General features: G+C 72.6%; 18 protein-coding genes. 4 read left to right on the forward strand and 14 right to left on the reverse strand.

Going from position 1 to position 18465, the window contains the following annotated elements:
- Window positions 1-493: 493 nt before the first annotated feature.
- A complete protein-coding gene (gene tyrS, locus ACGFX4_RS40330) occupies window positions 494-1759 on the reverse strand; it encodes a tyrosine--tRNA ligase (protein ID WP_393086018.1) in 1266 nt (421 codons plus the stop codon).
- A 225-nt stretch (window positions 1760-1984) separates the two neighbouring features.
- Between tyrS and ACGFX4_RS40335 the strand changes: the two genes are divergently transcribed.
- Entirely contained in the window at window positions 1985-2494 is a 510-nt protein-coding gene (locus ACGFX4_RS40335; protein ID WP_393086020.1) for an HNH endonuclease, read from the forward strand.
- A 71-nt stretch (window positions 2495-2565) separates the two neighbouring features.
- Here ACGFX4_RS40335 and ACGFX4_RS40340 read toward each other — a convergent pair whose 3' ends face one another.
- From ACGFX4_RS40340 to ACGFX4_RS40365, 6 genes are all read right to left on the reverse strand, one after another.
- Window positions 2566-4458, reverse strand: coding sequence for a PQQ-binding-like beta-propeller repeat protein (locus ACGFX4_RS40340; RefSeq protein WP_393086022.1), 1893 nt, complete (start codon window positions 4456-4458; stop codon window positions 2566-2568).
- A gap of 42 nt (window positions 4459-4500) precedes the next feature.
- A complete protein-coding gene (locus ACGFX4_RS40345) occupies window positions 4501-4800 on the reverse strand; it encodes a 4a-hydroxytetrahydrobiopterin dehydratase (protein WP_393086024.1) in 300 nt (99 codons plus the stop codon).
- Window positions 4801-4920: 120 nt separating this feature from the next.
- Window positions 4921-5688 carry a sulfite exporter TauE/SafE family protein gene (locus ACGFX4_RS40350; RefSeq protein ID WP_393086026.1) on the reverse strand — a complete coding sequence of 256 codons (768 nt, stop codon included), beginning with the start codon at window positions 5686-5688 and terminating at the stop codon, window positions 4921-4923.
- Window positions 5689-5838: 150 nt separating this feature from the next.
- Window positions 5839-6852 (reverse strand): SPFH domain-containing protein, encoded by a 1014-nt coding sequence (locus tag ACGFX4_RS40355; RefSeq protein WP_345699560.1) that lies wholly within the window; start codon window positions 6850-6852, stop codon window positions 5839-5841.
- 10 nt (window positions 6853-6862) lie between these two features.
- Complete coding sequence (locus ACGFX4_RS40360) at window positions 6863-7294, reverse strand: NfeD family protein (RefSeq protein WP_393086029.1); 432 nt, start codon at window positions 7292-7294, stop codon at window positions 6863-6865.
- A gap of 123 nt (window positions 7295-7417) precedes the next feature.
- On the reverse strand, window positions 7418-8209 hold the full coding sequence (locus tag ACGFX4_RS40365; RefSeq protein WP_393086031.1) for an ABC transporter ATP-binding protein: 792 nt from the start codon (window positions 8207-8209) through the stop codon (window positions 7418-7420).
- Window positions 8210-8289: 80 nt separating this feature from the next.
- Here ACGFX4_RS40365 and ACGFX4_RS40370 point away from each other — a divergent pair, with 80 nt between their 5' ends.
- Window positions 8290-9087 carry a hypothetical protein gene (locus tag ACGFX4_RS40370; protein ID WP_393086033.1) on the forward strand — a complete coding sequence of 266 codons (798 nt, stop codon included), beginning with the start codon at window positions 8290-8292 and terminating at the stop codon, window positions 9085-9087.
- A gap of 3 nt (window positions 9088-9090) precedes the next feature.
- Here the strand turns inward: ACGFX4_RS40370 and ACGFX4_RS40375 are convergent, their stop codons facing one another.
- From ACGFX4_RS40375 to ACGFX4_RS40390, 4 genes are all read right to left on the reverse strand, one after another.
- A complete protein-coding gene (locus ACGFX4_RS40375; RefSeq protein WP_393086035.1) occupies window positions 9091-9750 on the reverse strand; it encodes a response regulator in 660 nt (219 codons plus the stop codon).
- Complete coding sequence (locus ACGFX4_RS40380; protein WP_393086037.1) at window positions 9743-10891, reverse strand: GAF domain-containing sensor histidine kinase; 1149 nt, start codon at window positions 10889-10891, stop codon at window positions 9743-9745. Before ACGFX4_RS40380 ends, ACGFX4_RS40375 begins: the two co-directional genes overlap by 8 nt.
- A 62-nt stretch (window positions 10892-10953) precedes the next feature.
- Window positions 10954-11439 (reverse strand): hypothetical protein, encoded by a 486-nt coding sequence (locus ACGFX4_RS40385; RefSeq protein ID WP_393086039.1) that lies wholly within the window; start codon window positions 11437-11439, stop codon window positions 10954-10956.
- A gap of 93 nt (window positions 11440-11532) precedes the next feature.
- The gene (locus ACGFX4_RS40390; RefSeq protein WP_393086041.1) at window positions 11533-14064 is read right to left on the reverse strand and encodes an FHA domain-containing protein; all 2532 of its coding nucleotides are present in this window, start codon (window positions 14062-14064) and stop codon (window positions 11533-11535) included.
- Between the two features lie 218 nt (window positions 14065-14282).
- On the opposite strand from ACGFX4_RS40390, the gene serB reads away from it, so the two are divergent.
- Complete coding sequence (serB, locus tag ACGFX4_RS40395) at window positions 14283-15539, forward strand: phosphoserine phosphatase SerB (RefSeq protein ID WP_393086043.1); 1257 nt, start codon at window positions 14283-14285, stop codon at window positions 15537-15539.
- Window positions 15540-15603: 64 nt separating this feature from the next.
- On the opposite strand, the gene ACGFX4_RS40400 is transcribed toward serB, so the two are convergent.
- From ACGFX4_RS40400 to ACGFX4_RS40410, 3 genes are all read right to left on the reverse strand, one after another.
- Window positions 15604-16137 (reverse strand): SixA phosphatase family protein, encoded by a 534-nt coding sequence (locus ACGFX4_RS40400; RefSeq protein ID WP_393086045.1) that lies wholly within the window; start codon window positions 16135-16137, stop codon window positions 15604-15606.
- Between the two features lie 91 nt (window positions 16138-16228).
- Window positions 16229-16351: an SGM_5486 family transporter-associated protein gene (locus tag ACGFX4_RS40405; protein WP_345699551.1), complete on the reverse strand. Its 123-nt coding sequence runs from the start codon at window positions 16349-16351 to the stop codon at window positions 16229-16231.
- Window positions 16352-16361: 10 nt separating this feature from the next.
- Window positions 16362-17609, reverse strand: coding sequence for an MFS transporter (locus tag ACGFX4_RS40410; RefSeq protein ID WP_393086048.1), 1248 nt, complete (start codon window positions 17607-17609; stop codon window positions 16362-16364).
- An 80-nt stretch (window positions 17610-17689) separates the two neighbouring features.
- On the opposite strand from ACGFX4_RS40410, the gene ACGFX4_RS40415 reads away from it, so the two are divergent.
- On the forward strand, window positions 17690-18355 hold the full coding sequence (locus tag ACGFX4_RS40415) for a FadR/GntR family transcriptional regulator (RefSeq protein WP_393086050.1): 666 nt from the start codon (window positions 17690-17692) through the stop codon (window positions 18353-18355).
- Window positions 18356-18465 lie beyond the last annotated feature (110 nt).

The raw sequence follows: 18465 nt of genomic DNA on the forward strand, positions 1-18465 counted from the left end.
AAAGGAATCTCCAACCCCAGAAGAATCTGAGGCCGGGGATGTCAACATATCTGGCGTTGACTTTTGGCACGCTGTTGAGTTCTCAAGGAACGGACACTTCCTTCGGACCGCCTTCCAGCGGGCCCTCCGGGCGCTTCGTTCTTTCGTGTTTCCAGCTTATCAGACGTTTTCCGCTCCGTTTTCCGGAGTTTCGATCCGATTTGCTTTTGCCTTTCGGCACTCCCGAACTCTAGCAGAGTTTTCCGATCGCATTTCCCGCTCGAATTTTCGAATGGGGGCACGACGAATCGCTCGTCAGGGTTCGGGGGGTTCCGCCCTCCGGCCTCGGCCGGTTCAGGCGACTCGGACTACGTTAGGTCACCGTCACGATCGAGTCAAACGCGACAGGCCGGATCTGGCTGGATCCGGCCTGTCGTTCGTGGCGTGGCACGTCAACTGGGGTGTGTTTTCGGCCGACTGACATGCCGTCCGTCGTCGAAAACCGGTTGCGGCGTCAGCCGGCGGTCACCTCGACCGCGGCGAGGTTGCGCTTGCCGCGGCGCAGGACCAGCCACCGACCGTGCAGGAGGTCGTCCGCGGTGGGGGCGGCCTCCTCGTCGGTGACCTTGGTGTTGTTGAGGTAGGCGCCGCCTTCCTTGATGGTGCGGCGGGCGCCGGAGCGGCTGGGGGCGAGACCGCTCTCGACCAGGAGGTCGACGACCGGGAGCAGCTCGGCGACGGTGGCCTTGGGGACCTCGGCGAGGGCGGCGGCCAGGGTGGCCGGCTCCAGGTCGGCGAGGTCGCCCTGGCCGAAGAGGGCCTTGGAGGCGGCGACGGCGCGCTCGTACTGCTCGGCGCCGTGGACGAGGGTGGTGAGCTCCTCGGCGAGGGCGCGCTGGGCGAGGCGGGCGGCGGGGCGCTCGGCGGTCTCGCGCTCCAGCTCCTCGATCTCCTCGCGGGACTTGAAGGAGAAGATCCGCAGGAAGTTGGAGACGTCGCGGTCGTCCGCGTTCAGCCAGAACTGGTAGAAGGCGTACGGGGTGGTCAGCTCGGGGTCGAGCCAGACCGTGCCGGACTCGGTCTTGCCGAACTTGGTGCCGTCCGCCTTGACGATCAGCGGGGTGGCGAGCGCGTGCACGGACTTGCCGTCGGCCTTGCGGATCAGGTCGGTGCCGGCGGTGAGGTTGCCCCACTGGTCGCTGCCGCCGGTCTGCAGGGTGCAGTTGTAGCGGCGGTTCAGCTCCAGGAAGTCCATGCCCTGGAGGATCTGGTAGCTGAACTCGGTGTAGCTGATGCCGGCGTCGGAGTTGAGCCGTCGGGCGACGGCCTCCTTGGCGATCATGTTGTTGACCCGGAAGTACTTGCCGACGTCGCGCAGCAGGCTGATCGCCGACATGCCGGACGTCCAGTCCAGGTTGTTGACCATGCGGGCCGCGTGGTCACCCTCGAAGTCGAGGAAGCGGGAGATCTGGCCGCGCAGGCGGTCGACCCAGGCCGCGACGGTCTCGGGGTCGTTGAGGACCCGCTCGGCGGTGGGCTTGGGGTCGCCGATCAGGCCGGTGGCCCCGCCGACCAGGCCGAGCGGGAGGTTTCCGGCCTGCTGGAGGCGGCGCATGGTGAGGATCTGCACCAGGTTGCCGAGGTGCAGGCTGGGGGCGGTCGGGTCGAAGCCGCAATAGAACGTGACCGGGCCGTCCGCGAACGCCTTGCGCAGTGCGTCCTCGTCGGTGGACAGGGCGATCAGCCCGCGCCACCGCAGCTCGTCGACGATGTCGGTCACGGTCCCGCGTCTCCTTCGGTCGGGGTGTCCGGTGGCGTGGTCGGCCCGGTCCTTCGGGCCCGCCGCCTGGACGAGTCCAGCGGGGTAGAGCCTACGCGCTCCGGGCCAGCGGGTTTTCGTGCAGCCCGGTGGGCGGACGGAAATTCCGTTGTTCAGCCTCGCCCGCGCGTTCACAGTGGTCCCACCGCCGTGCGGCGGGGAGGTGTGGTCTGGAGGTGGCCCGGAATGCGCAACACGCTGGTACTGAACGCGAGCTACGAACCGCTGACGACGGTGTCGCTGAAGCGTGCCGTGGTCCTGGTGCTCCAGGACAAGGCCGTGGTCGAGCACGCCCATCCGCTGAGCGTGGTGCGCGGTACGGGGGTTTCGCTTCCGGTGCCCCGGGTGATCAGGCTGAACCGGTACGTGCGGGTGCCGTTCCGACAACACGCGCCGTGGTCGCGGCGCGGGGTGCTGGTCCGGGACCAGCACCGTTGCGCGTACTGCGGGCGGCGGGCGACCACCGTCGACCATCTGCAGCCGAGGTCGCGGGGTGGTTCGGACAGCTGGCTGAACACCGTGGCCGCGTGCTCGGAGGACAACCAGCGCAAGGCGGACCGGACACCGGAGCAGGCGGGGATGAAGCTGCTCAGCCGCCCGTTCGAGCCGACGCCGGAGGCCACGCTGATGATGGCGCTGGGACTGAAGGAGAAGGACCTCGGCGAGCTGGCGGCCTGGCTGCCGGCCACCGCCTGAGGACCGTACACAGGCCAGTGGGCCCGACCTGCACAGGGGACAGGTCGGGCCCACTTCATGTCCGGCGGGGCTCAGCCCTTGCTGGAGAAGGCGGTGGCGGTGCCGAAGTTGGTCGAGTGCTCGGGCACCGAGACCACCTTGCCGCCGCCGCTCAGCAGCCGGCCCGCCGAGAGCTGGGAGCCGGTGCCGCGCTGGAACGCGCCGCCCTGGGTCTCCTGGCCGCCGGTGAGGGCGAAGCGGCTGATGTGCGCGGGTTGGTCGACCCGCTCGTCGACGGCGAGCAGCAGTCCGCCGCCGTCGAGGCCGACCGGGCGGGCCTTGCCCTTCTCGGCGATCGGGGTCTTCCACAACGGCTTGCCGGTCGCCAGGTCGTACGCGGCGACGGCGCCGGTGGTGCCCTCGGGCGAGGTGATGGCGGCCAGCAGGGTGTGCTCGTGGAAGTAGACGCCGGGGATCGCGTCGAAGCTGCCGCGGGCCGCGTCGAGCCGGCCGCCGTCGACGGCGACGGGGATCTCGGCCGCGGGGTCGCCGTCGGTGCCCCAGGCGAAGATCCGGTCGTCGCCGGGCTGGGCGCCGGTGGTGAGGACGGCGGCGGGTTCGGCGGAGAGCACGGTGACGGTCTTGGGCTGGTTGTTCAGCCCGCGCCACCACCTGACCTTGCCGTCGGCCGCGTTGAGGGCGACGGCCTGGTCGACCGGCGAGGAGTCGGCGCAGCTGCTGTGCAGCAGGACGGTCTTGCCGCTCGCGTTCCCGGCGAGCGTGCAGTACTTGCCCTGGCCGGCGTACTGCCAGAGGTCCTTGCCGTCGGCGGCGGCCCAGGCGGCGGCCTTGTCGTCGCCGACGGCGAGCACCGCCTCGTCGGTGACGGCGACGTGGGCGCCGTAGTTCTCCTTGATGTCGGAGAGGCCCTTGGTCCAGGTCGTCTTGCCGGCCTTGGTGTCGACGGCGGCGACGACCGTGCAGGGGCTCTTGGGGTCGGCGGCCGGACGGAAGACGGCCGCGCCGAGGCCGGCCGCGTTGACGGTCGGCGAGAGTCCGCAGGGGACGGCGCCGGCGGCGGGCGGGGCGAGCGTCCAGGTGGGCTTGCCGTCGGCGAGGCTGTAGGCGCGGACGCCGGTGGCGTCGGCGCGGACGACGGCATCGGCCAGCAGCCAGCTGCCGGTGAGGGTGTCGTCGGTGCCGGCGGCGGGTGCCTCGGCGGGGGTGGCGGTCCAGGCCTTGTCGTGGGCGACCGCGATGTTCTGGGTGACGGGGCCGGTGTCGCCGGTGGCGGCGGGCTTCTCGTCGTCGCCGGTGGCGAGGATGCCCGCGGTGACCAGGACGGCGAGGGCGGCGACGCCGGCACCGGCCCGGATCGCGAAGGCGCGGCGGCTGGGGGCTCCGTCGCCGGAGACGACGGCCCCGGCCGCGGCCTTGGCGCGCCCGAGCAGCGAGTCGGGCCGGCGGGCGGGGCGCTCGTCCGGTCCGTCCTCGCCGCGGGGCGTGACGGTGTAGGGGGAGAGCGTGGCCGGCTGATCGGCGGCGCCCGGCTCGGTGGCCGGGGCGGCGGACGCCTCGGTGGGGGCCTCGGGCTGCTGCGGGAGGTACGCGGTGTAGGCCTGCTGCTCGGTGTACGCGTACTGCTCGGTGCCGGGCTGCGCGTAGAGCTGCTGGTCACCGCCGGGCTGGGCGTACGCCTGCTGGTCGCTGCCGGGCTGCGCGTACAGCTGCTGCTGGTCGTACCCGGCGGCGTAGCCCTCGGGGTAGCCGGTGGCGGGGTAGCCGGTGGCGGGGTATCCGGTGGCGGCGGGCTGCTGGTAGCCGTACGCGTCCTGCTGGTACTGCGGGTCGGGCTGTTGCTGGTAGGCGCCGTTCCAGGTCTCGGCGGGCGGCTCCGGCTGCTGCTGGGGGTACCAGGGCTGTTGGTAGTCGTACCCCTGCTGCGGGTACCCCTGGCCGGAGGTCGAGGAGGGTTCCTGAGCCATGCGTTCCGTCCGTCCGACTGCTTCTGGCAAGCTGCCAGCATCTCATGGCGTCGTGGTGGCCAGGGTCCGGTCGATGAAGCCGGCGAGCTGGAGGTCGAGCGGTGTGAGGCCGCCCGCGCTGTGGGTGGAGAGGACGAACCGCAGGGTGCGCCAGCGGATGTCGATGTCCGGGTGGTGGTCGAGCCGTTCGGCTTCGACGGCGACGGCGTCGACCACCCGGATCGCGGTGGGGAAGCTCGCGGTCTCGGCGGTGCGGGCGATCGAGTCGCCCTCGCGCTGCCAGTCGGGCAGGTCGGCCAGCCCGGCGGTGATCTGGTCCTCGGTCAGTCGATCGCGACTCATGCTGCTCTCCCGGTTCAGGTGGCGGTGCGTCCGTCCGTCCGTCCGTCCGAAGCATAGGAACGCGGCGGGGTCCGGGCGGCGCGACACCGCGCGGGAGGGCTGATCCGGGGTCAGATCGGCTCAGAAGAAGAGCAGGCGGGTGACGGCGGCGAGGCCGACGACCACGATGACCGCGCGCAGCACGGTCGGCGGGAGCCGCCGGCCGAGCCGGGCGCCGATGACGCCGCCGGCGGCGGAGCCGAGGGCGATCAGGACGACCGCGGTCCAGTCGATGGTGGAGGTGAAGAGGAAGAAGATCGCGGCGACACCGTTGGCGATCAGTGCGAGGACGTTCTTGGTGGCGTTGATCCGCTGCAGGTCGTCGGCGAGCAGCATGCCCATGATGGCGAGCAGCAGGACGCCCTGGGCGGCGCCGAAGTAGCCGCCGTACACGCCGGTCAGGCCGACCGCGGCGATCAGCAGCGGGCCGCCGTCGGCGGATCCGGTGGAGCGGCCGGCGGCGCGGCGGGCGGCCATCGCGCGGGCGACGCGCGGCTGGATGACGACGAGGACCAGGGCGATCACGATCAGCACCGGGACGATCGCGGCGAAGGCCTTGCTGGGCAGGGCGATCAGCAGGGCGGCGCCGATCAGCGCGCCGATCATCGAGGCGGTGCCCAGGCGGAGCAGGCGGCGGCGCTGGCCGACCAGTTCGGCGCGGTAGCCGAGGGCGCCGAAGAGCGAGCCGGGGACCAGGCCGAAGGTGTTGGAGACGTTGGCGGTGACCGGGGGAAGGCCGACGGCCAGCAGTACCGGGAAGGTGATCAGGGTGCCGGAGCCGACGATGGTGTTGATGGTGCCTGCGGCGACGCCGGCCAGCAGGACGGCGGCCGCCTCCCAGAGCGTCATGCGTGAATCCCTCCATCGGTCCTGTCGCGCCACGTGGATCATGCCGGAAGGAGACCCTCGCGGGCCAGTGGCATCCAGGATCCGGAACGCCCCCGACGGCGAAGGGCCCGCCACCCCGGTGGGGTGACGGGCCCTTCGATCGGATGCGGCCTACTCGGGGTCGATCTTCGGGTACTCGCGGGTCGGCTCGACGCGCGGGCGGGCGGCCTGCTTGTCGGTGTCGACCGGGCGCGGGCCGGCCGCCGGGTCGACCGGGACGCGGGAGGCGGCGGGAGCCGCGCCGTTGCCGCCGCCGGTCACGCCCTGGAAGGCACCGCCGAGGCCCTTGAGTGCGTCGCCGACCTCGCTGGGGATGATCCACAGCTTGTTGGCGTCGCCCTTGGCCAGCTCGGGCAGGGTCTGCAGGTACTGGTAGGCGAGCAGCTTCTGGTCGGCGTCGCCCTCGTGGATGGCCTCGAACACGGTCCGGATCGCGGCAGCCTCACCGTCGGCCTTGAGCACGGCGGCCTGCGCCTCGCCCTCGGCCTGCAGGACGGCGGCCTGCTTCTCGCCCTCGGCGCGCAGGATCTGGGCCTGCCGGGCGCCCTCGGCGGTGAGGATCGCGGCGCGCTTGTCACGGTCGGCGCGCATCTGCTTCTCCATCGAGTCCTGGATGGAGGTCGGCGGCTCGATCGCCTTCAGCTCGACCCGGTTGACCCGGATCCCCCAGCGGCCGGTGGCCTCGTCCAGCACGCCGCGCAGACCGGCGTTGATCACCTCGCGCGAGGTGAGGGTGGACTCCAGGTCCATCGAGCCGATGATGTTGCGCAGCGTGGTGACGGTCAGCTGCTCGATCGCCTGGATGTAGCTGGCGACCTCGTAGGTGGCCGCCCGCGGGTCGGTGACCTGGTAGTAGATGACGGTGTCGATGTTGACGACGAGGTTGTCCGAGGTGATGACCGGCTGCGGCGGGAACGGGACGACCTGCTCGCGCAGGTCGATCCGGTTCCGGATGGTGTCGATGAACGGCACCACGATGTTGAGGCCGGCGCTGAGCGTGCGGGTGTAGCGGCCGAAGCGCTCCACGATCGCGGCGCTGGCCTGCGGGATCACCTGGATCGTCTTGATCAGCGCGATGAAGGCCACCACGACCAGGACGACCAGCACGATGAGGACGGGTTCCAACGCTTCTCCCCTAGACGACCAGGGCGGTGGCGCCCTGGATTTCGACGACGTCGACCTGCTGCCCCGGCTCGAACACCGAACCCGGGTGGAGCGCACGGGCCGACCAGATCTCGCCGTTCAGCTTGACCCGCCCGCCCTCCCCGTCGACTTTCTCCTGTACCACTGCGGTGGCGCCCACGAGCGCCTCGACCCCGGTCCGGATCCCCGGTGCCTGCTTGAGCTGGCGGTAGGCGATCGGCCGGACGAACACCAACTGCGCCACCGACACCGCGACGAACACCAGGAACTGCAGCACGACCCCGCCGCCGAGCCCGGCGGTGAGGGCGGCCGCACCGGCGCCGATCGCGAACATCGCGAATTCGGGCATCGCGGTGAGCACCAGCGGGATGCCCAGGCCGACGGCGGCGAGGAGCCACCAGATCCAGCTTTCCACGGGGTCCATCCTAGGGAGGGGAACGGTCTCGCCGTGTGGCTTCCCGCAGGTGGAGCGACGGAAACCGGCCGCATGTGCGACCGGTCCCGGGTTCAGGGCAGTTCAGTTGTTCAGTGGGCCGTGGTCCGGTGTTCAGCCGAGCGGCAGACCCTGGGCGGACCAGCGGTCGCCGTGGCGCTCCAGGGTGAGCGGCAGGCCGAAGCAGAGCGAGAGGTTGCGGGCCGTCAGCTCGGTCTCGATCGGGCCGGCCGCCATCACCTTGCCCCGACGGATCATCAGCACGTGGGTGAAGCCCGGTGCGATCTCCTCGACGTGGTGGGTGACCATCACCATGGACGGCGCGTACTCGTCCTGGGCGAGGGCGCCGAGGCGGCGGACCAGGTCCTCGCGGCCGCCGAGGTCCAGGCCGGCGGCGGGCTCGTCCAGCAGCAGCAGCTCGGGGTCGGTCATCAGGGCGCGGGCGATCAGGGTGCGCTTGCGCTCGCCCTCGGAGAGGGTGCCGAACTTCCGCTCGGTGAACTTCGCCATGCCGAGCCGGTCGAGCAGCGCGAGCGCGCGGGCCTCGTCGGTCATGTCGTAGGTCTCCTGCCAGTGCACGGTCATCCCGTACGCGGCGGTGAGGACGGTCTGCAGCACGGTCTGGTCGGCGGGGAGCTTGTCGAACATCGCGGCGCTGGCCAGGCCGATCCGGGCGCGCAGCTCGAAGACGTCGACGCCGCCGAGCTTCTCGCCGAGCAGCGAGGCACTGCCCGAGGTGGGGAAGAGGAAGCTGGACGCGACCTGGAGCAGCGTGGTCTTGCCGGCACCGTTCGGGCCGAGGACGACCCAGCGCTCGCCCTCCTTGACGGACCAGGAGACGTGGTCGATGAGCGGGTATCCATCCCGCACAACGGATACGTCCACCAGCTCCAGCACGTCGCTCATGCCCAATGCCTTCCCCAACGCAGAAATGTCGAGCCAAACCTACGCCACACGGTTGGGCGGGTTGTCCGTAGGCTGGCGGGATGCTGGGTTCTGCTGCCGACAATCCGTACCACGAGACACGTTCCGGGCGTCTGACCGCCTGGGGCAACGCGTTGCTGGGCGGGTTCGCGCCGCCCGACGACGCCGCGACCGCCGTGGCCGGGACCGACGACGCGCACCGGGTGACCGGTCTTCCCGGGGACGCGCCGGGCGATGTGCACGGTCTCACCTGGGCGCTCGGCCGGCTGCGGGTGCAGGGGGTGAAGGGACTGCGGCTGGCCCTGCCGGTGGCCGGCCACCCGCTGGGACTGACCGGCCCGACCTCGTTCAACTCGGCCGCGATGGGCGCCGGGGAGGCGGTGCTGGCGGTCGGGGTGCCGCTGGCCCTGGTGCCGGAGGTCGAGCGGTACGGGCCGGAGGGCGACCGCGGCGTGCGGGTGCTGTGGCAGTGCCACGTCGTCAACGACGCGCTGCCGGCCGACGTGCCGTCGCTGGACGAGGCCGAGCGGGAGCTGGCGGACGGCCTGCGGGAGGCCACCCGGCTGCTGGTGCGGCTCGACGTGGCGGGCGCCGGACCGGAGGCGCTGAAGGCGCTGGAGACGTACCGGCGGCGCGGGCACAGCGAGGTGCTCGCCCCGGGGTACGGGCAGCGGGCGGTGCGCGTCCTGGAGTCGGCCCGGCAGGTCTCCGCGCTGCTGGGGATCGCCGCGGGCGGGCACGGCGCCGCGGTCAGCGCGACCGAGATGGCCGCGCGGCGGGAGGCGCTGGCCCCGCTGGAGCGCACCGCCCGGCGGGCGCAGGTCGCCGCCTACAACTCCTTCGTCGACGAGCCCCGCTGACCGTCAGACCGGTCCGCCGGCGGACTGGTGGCGGACCGCCCACAGCGCCGCCTGGGTGCGGTCCGCCAGGTCCAGCTTCATCAGGATGTTGGAGACGTGCGTCTTCACCGTCTTCTCCGACAGGTGCAGGGCGCGGGCGATCTCCCGGTTGGAGCGGCCGTCCGCGATGTGGCCGAGGACCTCGCGCTCCCGGTCGGTGAGCGTGCCGCCGCGGCCCTGCGGGGCGCGCGGGCCGTCGTCGGAGAGCAGCGCCTCGGCGAGCTCCGGCTGGAGCAGGACGTGGCCGGCGTGCACCGAGCGGATCGCCCCCGCCAGCGCCTCCGGGTCGACGTCCTTGTACACGTACCCGGCGGCGCCGGCCCGCAGCGCGGGCACCATGGTGCGGTGCTCGGTGAAGCTGGTGACGATCAGCACCCGGGCGGCGGCCCCCTGCTCCTTGAGCAGTTTGAGCGCCTCGATGCCGTCCACGCCCGGCATCTTGAGGTCCATCAGCACGACGTCCGGCCGCAGGGCGGTGGTCCGCTCGACCGCCTCGGCGCCGTCCGCCGCCTCGCCGACCACCTCGATGTCGTCCTGCACCTCCAGGAAGGTCCGCAGGCCGCGGCGGACCACCTGGTGGTCGTCGACCAGCAGCACACGGATCGGGGGCACGGAGTCAGGCACCGGGGACCTCCATCTCGACGACCGTCCCCGCACCGGGGGCGGAATCCAGGGTGAGCCGGCCGCCGACGCCCTCCGCGCGGTCCCGCATCGACACCAGGCCCAGGTGCCGGCCCGCCCGGCGGACCGACTCCGGGTCGAAGCCGCGGCCGTCGTCGGCGATCCGCAGCCGGGCGCCGCGCCGGTCGGTGCCGGTCAGCCGGACGGTGACGGCCTCGGCGCCGGCGTGGCGCAGCGCGTTGTGCAGTGCCTCCTGGGCGACCCGCAGCAGGGCCGACTCCTGTGCGGCGGGCAGCGCGCGGACGCCGTCCGCGGTGAAGGTGACGGTGGCGCTGTGCGCGCGGTCCAGCACCTGGACCTGGCTGGCGAGCGTCGCCACCAGGCCGTCCTCCTCCAGTGCGGCCGGGCGCAGTTCGATCACCACGGCACGCAGCTCGTCCGCCGCCTCGGCGGCGAGCTTGGCGACCTCGGCGAGCTCGGCGCGGGCCCGCGCCGGGTCGCGGTCCACCAGGGTGGCGGCGGCCTTGGCGGTCAGCCGCAGCGAGAACAGCTTCTGCGAGACCGCGTCGTGCAGGTCGTGGGCGATCCGGGAGCGCTCGCCGGCCAGGGTGAGCTCGCGGCTGCGCTCGTACAGGCGGGCGTTGGCCAGGGCGAGGGCGGCGTGCGCGACCAGGATGCGCAGCAGCTCCTCGTCGTGGTCGGTGAAGCCGCCGTCCTTGTTGGCCAGGAAGAGGGCGCCGACGATCTCGCCGTCGTCCACGATCGGCATGCCCAGGAAGTCGGTCATCTCCGGGTGCGCCTGGGGCCAGCCCTCGAAGGCGGCCGCCGTGCGGACGTCGGTGAGGCGGGTCGGCGTCAGCTCGTGCAGCATCGTCGCCAGCACCCCGTGCTGGCGCGGCAGCGGCCCGATCGCCCGCCACTGCTCGTCGCTGACCCCGTCCACCACGAACTGGGCGAACCCGCCGTGGTCGTCCGGCACCCCCAGCGCCGCGTACTCCGCGCCCAGCAGCTCACGCGCCGACGCGGTGATCCGCCGCAGCACCTCCCGCACCTCCAGGTGCCGGCTCATCGCCAGCACCGCGGCACTCACCGCCTCGATCCCCGCCAGCGACGGATCGCACCCGGACTCCTTCTCGCACCCCATCCCCTCACGCTACCGCCGCCCCCGAACCCCCCGCGTCGGTCCACGGACCTGCGACCAGCGCCCTACTCCCCGTGGAAGCCCACGTCCTGACCCCACTCCTCGGCCGCCCGCGGAAACACCGGCACGTCCAGCCGCCCGGCGAACACCTCGGTCAGGAAGGCGACCACGCCGAGGTCGTACTCCCACCACCCGCCGCCGTGCCCCATCACCACGACCCGCTCCGGCGCCGGCCACCACCACAGGACGTCGCCGTCGATGGTGGAACCCAGCTGGACCAGGTCGCTCCCGTAGCGGGGCGGCACCTGGCCCTCGGCGATGTACTCGGCGAGCAGCTCCATGGACCCGCGATGGCCTTCGACGAACTCCCGTTCCCGCCCGGGGTCGGGCAGGCCGATCAGCAGGTACTCGCCGAACGACAGGGTGGGGTAGCGGCCGGCCAGCTCGCGGAGGTCGGCGGGGTGGCGCACGCCGATCAGCCGGTCGATCAGCTCCCAGTCGACGGCGCGGGCGGTGCGGCCGGCCCGGAGAGCGGGGAGGGCTTGTTCCATGGCTGCCAGGGGCATCGGCGCGGCCTCTCGGGGAAAGGGCGACGGGCGACGCCCGTGGTGGGGGTCGCCCGTCGTCGGGGGTGGGGGAAGGGGTCAGCCCTTCTGCATGACCTCGGGCTCGTGGCGCTTCTGGAGGCGCTGGATGAGGAAGGCCAGGGCGGTGGAGATCAGGACCAGGACGAGGCAGTCGAGGAACCAGATGCCGGCCGAGTGGTCCCAGAGGGTGTCGATCGGGGGTTCCTTCTGCTGGACGACCGGCGCGATGTGGGCGAGGTCCAGGGTGGTGCCGATGGCGGCGACGCCCCAGCGGCCGGGCATCAGCCAGGCGAGCTGCTCCAGGCCGGGCTTGTCGAAGACCTGGAAGATCGCGCCGGTGAAGACCAGCTGGACGATGGCGAACATGACCAGCAGCGGCATGGTCTTCTCGGCGGTCTTGACCAGCGAGGAGATGACCAGGCCGACCATCATCGAGGTGAAGCTGAGCAGGACGACGCCGACGCCCATCTCGATGGCGGGGGCGTGGGTGAGGACCAGGCCCTCGGTGGGCAGCTTGCGGAACCCGAAGGCGATCCCGGCGATGATCGCGCCCTGCAGGAAGCTGATCGCGCCGAGCACGATGATCTTCGACATCACGTACGCGGACCGGGAGAGCCCGGTGGCGCGTTCGCGTTCGTAGATCGCCCGTTCCTTGATCAGCTCTCGGACCGAGTTGGCCGCGCCGGACAGGCAGGCGCCGAACGCGACGACCAGCAGGATCATCGCGGCGATGGTGTTGCGGCCGAGCGGCCCGTCGCCGGCCGCCAGGCCGTGCTTGGCCGGGATCACGGTGGAGACCGCGCCGAGCACCAGCGGCAGCAGCACCGACAGGGCGATGAAGCCCTTGTCGGAGGCGATCACCGACATGTAGCGGCGGATCAGCGTCCACAGCTGGGAGCCCCAGCTCTGCGGCTTGGGCGGCAGCATCCGGGTCATCACGTTGGGCTGCGCCTGGACGGCGGCCGCGTCCGCGTTGGCGGAGTACTGCTGGTGGTGGACGGAGTTGCGGTAGCGGCCGGCCCAGTCGTGGTCCGGGTAGTTCTCGAAGGCCTGGAAGACGTCGGCCCAGGTCTCGTACCCGAAGAAGTGCAGGGCCTCGGCGGGCGGGCCGAAGTAGGCGACCGAGCCGCCGGGGGCCATCACCAGGAGGCGGTCGCAGAGCGCGAGTTCGGCGACCGAGTGGGTGACCACGAGGACGGTGCGGCCGTCGTCGGCGAGGCCGCGCAGGGTCTGCATGACCTCGCGGTCCATGCCCGGGTCGAGGCCGGAGGTGGGCTCGTCGAGGAAGATCAGCGACGGCTTGGTGAGCAGTTCGAGGGCGACCGAGACGCGCTTCTGCTGGCCGCCGGAGAGGGCGGTGATGCGGTTGTCGGCGCGCTTGTCGAGGCGCAGCTCGTACAGCACCTCGTCGATCCGGCGCTCGCGCTCGGCGGCCTCGGTGTCGCCGGGGAAGCGCAGCCGGGCGGCGTACTTGAGGGCGGTGCGGACGGTGAGTTCCTTGTGCAGGATCTCGGACTGCGGGACCAGGCCGATGCGCGAGCGGAGCTCGGCGAACTGCCGGTACAGGTTGCGGCCGTCGTACAGCACGTCGCCGCGGTCGGCGGGCCGGTAGCCGGTGAGGGCGCGCAGCAGGGTGGACTTGCCGGAGCCGGACGGGCCGATCACGGCGATCAGGGACTTCTCCGGGACGGAGAAGGAGACGTCGTTGAGCAGGATCTTCTTGCCGCCCTTGTGCTCGACCTCGACGGTCAGGTGCTGGGCGGAGAAGGTGACGGCGCCGGTGTCGACGAACTCCTGCAGCTGGTCGCCGACCAGTACGAAGGAGGAGTGGCCGACGGTGAGCCGGTCCTGCGGCCCCATCAGCTGCCGGGTGACCGGCTGACCGTTGAGGAAGATCCCGTTGTGGCTGCCGAGGTCGACGATCTCCCAGCGGCCGTCCGGGAGCTGGCGCAGTTCGGCGTGGTGGCGGGAGACCTGGAGGTCGGAGACGACGATGTCGTTGTCCAGGGCACGGCCGATCCGGATGGTGCGCATGCCCGCGGTGAGGCTGCGCACCATGGTCGGGTTGCCGAGGCCGGCCACGGGCTGCGGCTGCGCCTGGACACCCTGCTGCTGCGGGAAGCCGGGCCGCGGGGTGGGTGCGTCCCACTGCTGGCGGACCGGCGGGTGGGCCGGCGGCTGGTTCGGCGGGGGCGCCTGGACGGCGGCCTCCCAGGCCTGCGGCTGGGGCTGCGGCGGCGCGGGCGCGTTGGCCCGGCTGGTGACCGCCTCGTGGATGCCGAGCTGGTGCGCGGCGGCCGGGGCGAGGAACGCCAGCCGGGGGCCGTTCTGCCCGTTGCCGAGGTGGATCACCGTGCCGGGGCCCACCGGCAGCTGCTGCGTCCGGACCCCCTCGGCGAACGTCCCGTTGGTGGAACCATGGTCCGTGTACTGCCAGTTGGCCCCGTCGAAGGTGACGCTGGCGTGCCGCCAGGAGACCCTGGCGTCGTCGAACGGGAAGTCCGCGTTCGGATCCCGCCCGATGCTGTAGGCGCGGCCGGGCTCGAGCACCCGCTGCCGTCCGTCGATCTCAAGTACGAGTTGCGGCAACTGTCCGCCCGCCCCGCTCTCCGGTCCCCCGGGTGTTCCTTCATCTGACGCTCGGAATCATTCCAGTCGCGACGGCACGGGTGAAAGTCCGGCCCGCCGACTGTGACCGGGTGGCAACAGAGCACCCCACCTGGGGGGACGGGACGGGGGACGGGATGTCCCACGGGGCGGACGGGTGACGTGGCCCCGGCGGGTGGCCGGGTAGCGTGGGGGGCACCATGAATGCGACTGATCCGGCCGCTGAGGCCCTCCCCGCCCCGCAGCCGCCACGGACCGACGAGCGCACCCTGCTGGTGAAGGTGTTCGGCAAGGACCGTCCGGGCATCACCGCGGGCCTGTTCGCCGCGCTCGGCGCGTTCGGTGTCGAGGTCATCGACATCGAGCAGATGGTCACCCGTGGCCGGATAACGCTGTGCGCGCTGGTCGTTCCCCCGCCCGGTCCGGGCGCCGAGGGCGCCCTGCGGGTGACCGTGCACCGCTGGGCCGATGAGTTCAAGCTCCAGGCCGAGATCATCTCCGGCCTCGGCGACAACCTGCCGCGCCGCGAGGGCCGCTCGCACGTCACCGTCCTGGGCCACCCGCTGACCGCCACCGCGGTGGCCGCGCTGACCGGCCGGATCTCCGAGGCGGGCGGCAACATCGACCGCGTCTTCCGGCTCGCCAAGTACCCGGTGACCGCCGTGGAGCTGGCCGTCTCCGGTGTCGCCACCGAGGAGCTGCGCGCCCTGCTCGCCACCGAGGCGGCCGCCCAGCGGGTGGACATCGCGGTGGTGCAGGCCGGTCTGCACCGCCGGGCCAAGCGCCTGGTGGTGATGGACGTGGACTCCACGCTGATCCAGGACGAGGTGATCGAGCTCTTCGCCGCGCACGCCGGCTGCGAGGAGAAGGTGGCCGAGGTGACCGCCGCGGCGATGCGCGGCGAGCTGGACTTCGCCGAGTCGCTGCGCGCCCGGGTGGCGCTGCTGGCCGGCCTGGACGCCTCGGTGACCGAGAAGGTCCGCGCCGAGGTCCGGCTGACCCCGGGCGCCCGGACGCTGATCCGCACCCTGCAGCGACTGGGCTACCAGGTGGCCATCGTCTCCGGCGGCTTCACCCAGGTCACCGACCACCTGGTGGAGCTGCTCGGGCTGGACTTCGCGGCCGCCAACACCCTGGAGATCGAGGACGGGAAGTTCACCGGCCGGGTCACCGGCGAGATCGTGGACCGCGCGGGCAAGGCCCGCTGGCTGGCCCGGTTCGCCGAGCAGGCGAAGGTGCCGCTGGAGCAGACGGTGGCGATCGGCGACGGCGCCAACGACCTGGACATGCTGAACGCCGCCGGCCTGGGCGTGGCCTTCAACGCCAAGCCGGTGGTCCGGGAGGCCGCGGACACCGCGGTCAACGTGCCGTTCCTGGACACCGTGCTCTACCTGCTGGGGATCACCCGCGAGGAGGTCGAGGCGGCCGACGCCCTGGACGGCACCCCGACCGAGTGACGCGATGCCGAAGGGCCGGGGTCCGTGTCGCGGACCCCGGCCCTTCGGCATCGCCGGGACGCCGCTACTCGGTGGGCGGCGTGTGGTACGAGTCGAGCCGGGCCACGCCGGGCTCCACCAGCTTCCACGGCCCCCGGAAGCTGAGCACCGCCACCGCGGACGGCGGGAAGCCGCCGAGCCGCAGCCGGTTGAGCGCGTCCGGGTCGCCCTCGTCGCCGGCCAGGATCTGGGTCAGGCCGAGCACCCCCGGGTTGTGGCCGACCAGCAGCAGGTCGGCGTGGTCGTCCGGGGTCTCCTGCAGGACCTCGATGATCTGGCCCGGCTGGGCCTCGTACACCCGGTCCTCGTAGACCGTCTTGCGGGGGCGCTTGGGCAGCTCGTGGGCGACCAGCTTCCACGTCTCGCGGGTGCGCAGGGCGGTGGAGCAGAGCACGTAGTCGGGGTTGATGCCGGAATCGACGAGCCAGCGGCCGGCCTCGGTGGCCTGGGTGCGGCCGCGGTCGGCCAGCGGCCGCTCGTGGTCGGTCACCTGGTTCGGCCAGTCGGCCCGGGCGTGACGGAGAACGATGATCCTACGAGGGGGCGTATCGGCGTCCATATTCCCAGAGCTTCGCAGAAAATCCGCGCCCGGGCGCGGGCTCCGGCGAGCTGCCACCCCCAGGAGTGGGTGGCCGGCGTTCAACCGTCGTTCAGCCCATGTTCTGCGCGACGACCGCGATGATCGAGATGACCACCGCGATGGCGGCGATCAGGCCGAGCATCTGCAGCAGCTTCTTCCGGCCGTCGGTGGGGTTCGGGTCGAGGACTGGCATGCCGCCGAGCCTAACCGACGGCCTCGTCCTCGATGAACCGGGCCCGGGCGGCCCGGGAGCCGACCAGGATCTGCGGCACCAGCAGCAGCGCCAGCAGGCCCAGCGGCAGGTACCACCGGCCGGTGTGCTGGTACAGCGCGCCGATCAGGATCGGGCCCGGGATGGAGATCAGGTACCCCAGGCTCTGCGCGAACGCCGAGAGCTGCGCCACCCCGCCCGCCGTCCGGGCCCGCAGGCCGAGCATGGTCAGCGCCAGCGGGAAGGCGCACATCGACAGGCCCACCAGCACCGCCCACAGCCAGGACGCCGTGCCCGCGGCCAGCATCAGGCCGAGGAAGCCGGTGATCCCGCACAGGCCCAGCACCAGCACGAAGATCCGCTGGTCACCGCGCCGGGCGGCCAGGTTCGGCAGCACGAACGACGCCGGGACGCTCACCGCCATGACCACCGCCAGCAGCACCCCGGAGGCCCCGGCCGAGACCCCGGCGTCCTGGTAGATCTTCGGCAGCCAGCCCATGGTGGCGTACGCACTGGTGGACTGCAGGCCGAAGAAGAGCGCCAGTGCCCACGCGGTGCGGCTGCGGACGATCGGCAGCTTGGCGCCCTGCTGCGCCGCCGCCCGCCCGCCGCGCTCGCGGCGGACCAGCACCACCACCAGCCAGACCACCAGCGCCACCGCGGCCACGGCGCCCCAGACGCCGAGGCCGAGCCGCCAGTCGCCGCCGAGCGCGTCGGTCAGCGGGACGGTGGTGGCGGCGGCCAGCGAGGTGCCGACCGACAGCGCCATCGAGTACATGCCGATCATCGGGCCGACCCGGTCCGGGAAGTACCGCTTGATGATCACCGGCAGCAGCACGTTGGCGACCGCCACGCCGGCCAGCGCGACCGCGGTCAGCAGCAGGAAGAGCGCCGTGGAGCCGGTGAAGGAGCGGGCCACCACGCCCAGGGTGATCGCGCCCATGCCGGCCGCGACCACCACGATCGGGCCGACCCGGCGGGCCAGCGCGGGCGCGGCGACGCCGAACACCGCGAAGCAGAGCGAGGGCACGGCGGCCAGCAGGCCGGCCACCGTCGCGCTCATCCCGAGGTCCGCCTGGACCTGCTTGAGCAGCGGGCCGAGGCTGGTGACCACGGGGCGCAGGTTGAGCGCGGCGAGCGCGATGGCGGCGATCAGCAGCCACGCGGCGTACTTCGGGCGGGCGGGGAGCGTCGAGCGCTCGGCGCGCGTCTGGTGGGCGGTAGCCGCTGGGGTAGGCATGCGCCCCATCATAGAATGATGGGATGAATTCAGGTACACCGGTATTCTGGTGGCCCTGACCACATCACGAGGAGAGTCCGTTGGCGCTGTCGACGACCCGCCGCACCCCGCTGTCCGACCAGGTGATCGCCCAGCTGCGGGCACAGATCACCTCGGGCGAGTGGCCGGTCGGCTCCCGGATCCCCACCGAGGCGGAGCTGGTCGAGCAGTTGGGCGTCGCCCGCAACACCGTGCGCGAGGCGGTCCGGGCGCTGGCCCACAACGGGCTGCTGGACATCCGGCAGGGCTCGGGCACGTACGTGCTCGCCACCAGCGAGCTCGCCGGGGTGATGCACCGGCGCTTCGCCGACGCCGACCAGGCGCAGGTCGCGGAGCTGCGGGCCACCCTGGAGACCTCGGCGGCCGGGCTGGCCGCCGTCCGGCGCACCGAGCGGGACCTGGAGCTGCTGGCCGCCGCGCTGGGGCGGCGCGAGGGCGCCTGGCACTCCGGCGACGCGGAGGACTTCGTCCAGGCGGACGCGGCCTTCCACCAGGCGGTGGTGGCGGCGGCGCACAACGACGTGCTGGCGGCGGTGTACGCGGACCTCGGCGAGGTCATGCGGGCGCACCTGCGGTACGACGTCGGGCCGGAGCTGATCGCGGACCGCTACGTGTCCCACGACGGGATCCTGGACGCGATCCGCGAGCGCGACGCGGCCCGCGCCTCGGTCGAGGCCGGCCGCGCCATCGGCGCCTGCCGGGAGTAGCACGACGGGGCCGGGGGGGGGGGGGGGGGGGGGGGGGGGGGGGGGGGGGGGGGGGGGGGGGGGGGGCGGGGGGGGGCGGGGGGGGGGCGGGCGCGCGGGCGGCGCGGGGG

Origin of the sequence: Kitasatospora sp. NPDC048365, assembly GCF_043200835.1 — a bacterium.
Classification (GTDB): domain Bacteria; phylum Actinomycetota; class Actinomycetes; order Streptomycetales; family Streptomycetaceae; genus Kitasatospora; species Kitasatospora terrestris.

What these genes read in the sequence shown, in the direction of transcription:
- ACGFX4_RS40335 (WP_393086020.1), top strand. Translation starts at nt 1,985, where the DNA reads ATGCGCAACACGCTGGTACTGAACGCGAGCTACGAACCGCTGACGACG.
- ACGFX4_RS40340 (WP_393086022.1), bottom strand. Translation starts at nt 4,458, where the DNA reads ATGGCTCAGGAACCCTCCTCGACCTCCGGCCAGGGGTACCCGCAGCAG.
- ACGFX4_RS40345 (WP_393086024.1), bottom strand. Translation starts at nt 4,800, where the DNA reads ATGAGTCGCGATCGACTGACCGAGGACCAGATCACCGCCGGGCTGGCC.
- ACGFX4_RS40350 (WP_393086026.1), bottom strand. Translation starts at nt 5,688, where the DNA reads ATGACGCTCTGGGAGGCGGCCGCCGTCCTGCTGGCCGGCGTCGCCGCA.
- ACGFX4_RS40360 (WP_393086029.1), bottom strand. Translation starts at nt 7,294, where the DNA reads ATGGACCCCGTGGAAAGCTGGATCTGGTGGCTCCTCGCCGCCGTCGGC.
- ACGFX4_RS40365 (WP_393086031.1), bottom strand. Translation starts at nt 8,209, where the DNA reads ATGAGCGACGTGCTGGAGCTGGTGGACGTATCCGTTGTGCGGGATGGA.
- ACGFX4_RS40370 (WP_393086033.1), top strand. Translation starts at nt 8,290, where the DNA reads ATGCTGGGTTCTGCTGCCGACAATCCGTACCACGAGACACGTTCCGGG.
- ACGFX4_RS40380 (WP_393086037.1), bottom strand. Translation starts at nt 10,891, where the DNA reads ATGGGGTGCGAGAAGGAGTCCGGGTGCGATCCGTCGCTGGCGGGGATC.
- ACGFX4_RS40385 (WP_393086039.1), bottom strand. Translation starts at nt 11,439, where the DNA reads ATGGAACAAGCCCTCCCCGCTCTCCGGGCCGGCCGCACCGCCCGCGCC.
- serB (WP_393086043.1), top strand. Translation starts at nt 14,283, where the DNA reads ATGAATGCGACTGATCCGGCCGCTGAGGCCCTCCCCGCCCCGCAGCCG.
- ACGFX4_RS40400 (WP_393086045.1), bottom strand. Translation starts at nt 16,137, where the DNA reads ATGGACGCCGATACGCCCCCTCGTAGGATCATCGTTCTCCGTCACGCC.
- ACGFX4_RS40405 (WP_345699551.1), bottom strand. Translation starts at nt 16,351, where the DNA reads ATGCCAGTCCTCGACCCGAACCCCACCGACGGCCGGAAGAAGCTGCTG.
- ACGFX4_RS40410 (WP_393086048.1), bottom strand. Translation starts at nt 17,609, where the DNA reads ATGCCTACCCCAGCGGCTACCGCCCACCAGACGCGCGCCGAGCGCTCG.